This window comes from Frateuria sp. (assembly GCF_013362045.1).
Lineage (GTDB): Bacteria > Pseudomonadota > Gammaproteobacteria > Xanthomonadales > Rhodanobacteraceae > Frateuria_A.
The window spans coordinates 1-4,514 of sequence record NZ_JABFWW010000070.1; the positions used below are offsets into that span (position 1 = coordinate 1).

Here is a 4,514-nt window from a genome sequence, read left to right on the forward strand (position 1 = left end):
GGCACAGGTTCGCTCGCTCATGTCAGTTCTCCGGTCGACCCCGGGATGGGGTGGAGAAAGTAGACCCTGTGCGGATGGTGGACGCTGTCGAAAACTTTAGCGATCAGCGCTGCAGTGCCGCCTGCCGGAACTCGCTGGGCGTGCGCCCGTACATCTTCTGGAACGCCGCGCTGAAGTGGCTGTGGCTGGAGAAGCCCAGGTCCACGCCCAGCGCGGAGAGATCCTCGTAGTCGCGCAGCAGGTCCAGCGCGCGCGCCAGCCGCAGCCGCAACTGGTAGTGGTACAGCGGCACGCCTTCGACCTGGCGAAAACTCTGGGTAAGGTAGACCGCCGACACGCCGACTTCCGCCGCCACCTCGGCCAGCGTCCAGCGGCGCGCCAGGTCGCGCGCCAGCACCAGCTTGGCGCGGTCCACCAGCCGCTGGCGGCCCTGGCTGGAACCGGCCGCGTGCGTGGTGCGCGGCGCCAGCGCGCGGTGCGCCAGGGTCAGCGCCAGGCCCTCGCCTTCCAGCGGTTCGGCGATGCCTTCGCGCAACGAATGGCGCAGCAGCGCCACCAGCACCTGCGCGCGCGGGTCGATGCGCAGGCGCGGCTGGCCGAAGCGCAACGGTTCGCCCGCACGCAGCAGCGCCGCCGGCGTGATTTCGCGCAGCAGCGCCTCGTCGACGCTCATCGACAGGCTGGCATCGCCGCCCGGGTTCGGATGGCTGACCTGGTAATCCTCGCCGGCGTTGAAGAACAGCACCTGGCTGGCATCGGCCACCGCTTCGTCCGCGCCGACGTGGCGCACGTAGGTGCCGCGGTAGGGAAACACCAGGTGCGTGCGGCTCGCGCGCTCGACCGCGCCCTTGTGCCGGCAATTGCCCGCACAGACCACGTCGCGCAGTTCGATCAGCGGCGTGGTGAGCAAGGTACGGACCTCGAAGTCCGGGTGCATGGTGGACATGCCGGCATTATCGCCGGCGACGCCTGTCCTGCGGGAAGCGGCGGGCTGCCCGGATCTGTTCCCGGCTGATACGTTGTTCGGCGTCAGTGTCCAAAATCGACTCACCCCCTCCCCAGGCAAGGAGTTGCTCCCGATGATCCGCAAGACCCCCCGTGCGGTCGTACTCTTGATGTTGGTCGCCTTGGATTTCGGCACGGCGCATGCCCGTGACGCCGCTCCCGAACCTAAAGCGCCATCCACCGCCTCGGTGGACACCGGCGTCCTGGAAGGCGCGCCCTACAGGGTGGACATCCCGGCGGACTGGAATGGCGAACTGGTCGCGCTGCTGCATGGCTTCGAGCCCATCGGCACCCCGCGCGCCACGCCCAAGCCGCCGGGCGACGAGGCGCCGCTTTTCCTGGCTGCCGGATACGCCGTCGCGCAGAGCAGCTATGCCTCGCAGGGATGGGCGGTGGACGACGCGCTGCGCGACAACGAGCGCCTGCGTGCATGGTTCGTACGCAGGCACGGCAAGCCCGGGCGCGCTTATCTCGTCGGCTTCTCGATGGGCGGCTACGTCGCGCTGGCGAGCCTCGAGCGCTATGGCGCGCACTACGACGGCGCGCTGTCCCTCTGCGGCGCCAACGTGCCCGGCACGCGCGTGTTCGACGACGTGCTGACTTCACTGGTGGCGTTCGACTACTTCTTTCCCCACGCGGCCGGGCTGCCGCAGGGCGGCATCGCCGATCCCGCCGGGCCCGAGCTCGGCCAGACGGACGTGATGCGCGCGGTGGATGCCGCGCTGAAAACCAACGAAGACGCCGCGCGGCTCCTTGCCGAGCACGCGCAGGTATCGCGCGGACGCCTGGCCGGCGCCATCGGCGTGCATTACCTGGTCCTGCACCAGATGATTGCGCGAGCGAAAGGCATGCCGGTCGACAACCGCGCGACGGCATACGCCGGCTTCGGCGACGACGCGGCGTTCAACCGCGGCGTGCGCCGCTACGCGGGCGACCCGCAGGCGATGCTCTACCTTGCCAAAGCCACCTCGCTCAGCGGCGAGATCCGCAAGCCGCTGGTGCTGCAGTACAACCGCGACGACTTCCTCATTCCGGCGCGCTATCAGCCGGTGTATCCGGCCATGGTGCTGTCCGCGCACGGCCGGGCGCCGCTGGTGCTGCCACCGGCCGGCGAAGGCCACTGCGGATTTGCGCCGGAACAGATCATGCAGGCGTTCCGGACGTTGACCCGGATGGACCGTGGCGGGCCTTCGTCCCACTGACTCGTGGCTGCCAACCCATCACAGGACCATGTCAGTGCGACCGGGCAGGCAGGCCCGTCGCGTCTGCCTGCAGGGAGCCGAACTGCGGGTGTGCCTGCGCCGCTCCGCCCTGTCACTGCGGCCGCGTGCGGCCGACGGCGTCGGCCATGTCGGGCGCGGCAGCACCGAAGAACCCCTGCACCTCGGCCAGCTCCCGCGTGCGCGGCATCGGCGGCAGGCTGGCGAGGAACAGGCGGCCATAGCCCTTGGTCGTCAGGCGCGGGTCGCAGAGCATCAGCACGCCGCGGTCATGCACGTCGCGGATCAGGCGGCCGGCGCCCTGCTTGAGCGCGATGGCGGCGGCGGGCACCTGCCAGCCCATGAAGGGGTTGATGCCCGATTGCTCGAGCGCATCCAGGCGCGCCTGCAGCACCGGATCGTCGGGCGCGGCGAAGGGCAGCTTGTCGATCACCACGACGCTCAACGCCTCGCCGGCGACGTCGACGCCTTCCCAGAAGCTGGCAGCGCCGAGCAGCACGCCGTGGCCGCTGGCGCGGAAGTCTTCCAGCAGCTGGTGGCGCGGCGCGCTGCCCTGCACGAACAGCGGCCAGGGCACGCGGCCGGCGAGCAGCTCGGCGGCGCGGCGCAGGGCACGGTGCGAAGTGAACAGCAGGAACGCGCGGCCGTTGGAGGCTTCGAGCACAGGCAGCGCGGCGTCGATCACGCGCTCGGTATGGTCGCTGGCGCTGGGATCGGGCAGCCCGGCCGGCAGGTAGCACAGCGCCTGCGTCGCATAGTCGAACGGGCTCTCCAGATTGAGCGTCTGCGGATCGTCCAGGCCCAGCTGGCGCGCGAAGTGGTCGAAGCTGCCGGCGACCGACAGCGTGGCTGAGGTATGGATCCAGGCCGCCTGGGTGCGCTCGCGCATGGCGCGCAGCGGCGCGGCCAGGTCCAGCGGCGTGGCGTGCAGGGCGAAGCCGCGCGGAAACAGTTCGTACCAGCGCACGTCCCGTTCGCCACCGCCGTCGACGATGCGGTCCAGCCGTTCGGTGAGCGCGACGGCGCGCTCGTGCACGTTGGCCAGCCCGCGCGAGCGCTCGCCCTGCGAGGCGAGCAGGTCGGTGAAGGCGGCGAGCAGCTCGCCCAGGTCGCGCAACTCCTCGTGCGCGGTGGCAAGCGCATCGAGCTGCTGGAACGGACCGCGCGCGGGCAGCGGCTCCATCGCCAGGCGCAGGCGGCGCAGCGCACCATGCAGCGCTTCGGCCGGTTCCAGCAGCAGGCCGATGGCGCCGGTGACGCCGTTGCATTCGCGCAGTGTGTCGGCGGCGAGGTCGGACAGCTGCCGCGCGCTCACGCTCTGCGAGAAGAACTGGCCGGCGAGCTCCGGCACCTGGTGGGCCTCGTCGAGAATGAAGGCGCCCGCGCCGGGCAGGATCTCGCCGAAGCCTTCCTGCTTGAGCGCCAGGTCGGCGAACAGCAGGTGGTGGTTGACCACCACCAAATCCGCTTCCTGCGCCTCGCGGCGTGCCTTGACCACGTGGCAGTCCTCGAAGAACGGGCACTCCACGCCCAGGCAGTTCTCCGGCGTGGAAGTCACGCGCGGCCACAGCGGCGATTCCTCCGGCACCTCGCCCAGCTCCATCCGGTCGCCGGCGCGGGTGCGCGCGGACCAGGCGCGGATGGCCGCCAGCTGCGCGGCTTCGGTGCGCTCGAAGTTGCTGCCCTCGCGCACGGTCTGGTCCAGCCGGTACAGGCACAGGTAGTTGGCGCGGCCCTTGAGCAGCGCGGCCTTGAGCCGCGTGCCGAGCACCGCGCGCACCTTCGGCAGATCGCGGAAGTAGAGCTGGTCCTGCAGCGCCTTGGTGCCGGTGGAGACGATCACGCGTTCCCCCGAGAGCAGCGCGGGCACCAGGTAGGCGTAGGTCTTGCCGGTGCCGGTGCCGGCTTCGGCGATCAGCGTATCGCGGTGTTGAATCGCATCGGCGACCGAGCGCGCCATCGCCTGCTGGGCGAGGCGCGGGGCGAAGTTGGGCAGCTCGCGGGCGAACGGGCCGTCGGCGCCGAGCAGCGCGCCGATGTCGTCGGGATCGGTCATCGCGCAAGTATCGCCGAGTTGACGCCTGGCGCATGTACTTCCAGTGCATGCCATGATCGCTGCGCGCCGCAGCGGTGCACAGCCTGGGAGCCGCCATGTCCGAACCGACCGTGCGTCCCGCCGCGCCGCGCGCGTGGTTCGTGGTGCTGCACGAGTTCGCGCCCGGCCGTTGGCAGGTCATGGCCGAGGTCCCGCGCCGACCCGGCCTGCCCGCGCGTGCGGCGCGCGCCCAG

At 70.9% G+C, this 4,514-nt stretch carries 3 protein-coding genes; 1 reads left to right on the forward strand and 2 read right to left on the reverse strand.

Annotated features, from left to right (window positions below; genetic code table 11):
- Positions 1 to 103: 103 nt before the first annotated feature.
- Positions 104 to 946, reverse strand: coding sequence for an AraC family transcriptional regulator (locus HOQ08_RS03450; protein WP_291191653.1), 843 nt, complete (start codon positions 944 to 946; stop codon positions 104 to 106).
- Between HOQ08_RS03450 and HOQ08_RS03455 the strand changes: the two genes are divergently transcribed.
- Complete coding sequence (locus HOQ08_RS03455; protein WP_291191659.1) at positions 945 to 2,207, forward strand: hypothetical protein; 1,263 nt, start codon at positions 945 to 947, stop codon at positions 2,205 to 2,207. The genes HOQ08_RS03450 and HOQ08_RS03455 overlap by 2 nt on opposite strands.
- A 112-nt stretch (positions 2,208 to 2,319) precedes the next feature.
- Here HOQ08_RS03455 and HOQ08_RS03460 read toward each other — a convergent pair whose 3' ends face one another.
- A complete protein-coding gene (locus HOQ08_RS03460; RefSeq protein WP_291191656.1) occupies positions 2,320 to 4,281 on the reverse strand; it encodes an ATP-dependent DNA helicase in 1,962 nt (653 codons plus the stop codon).
- Positions 4,282 to 4,514 lie beyond the last annotated feature (233 nt).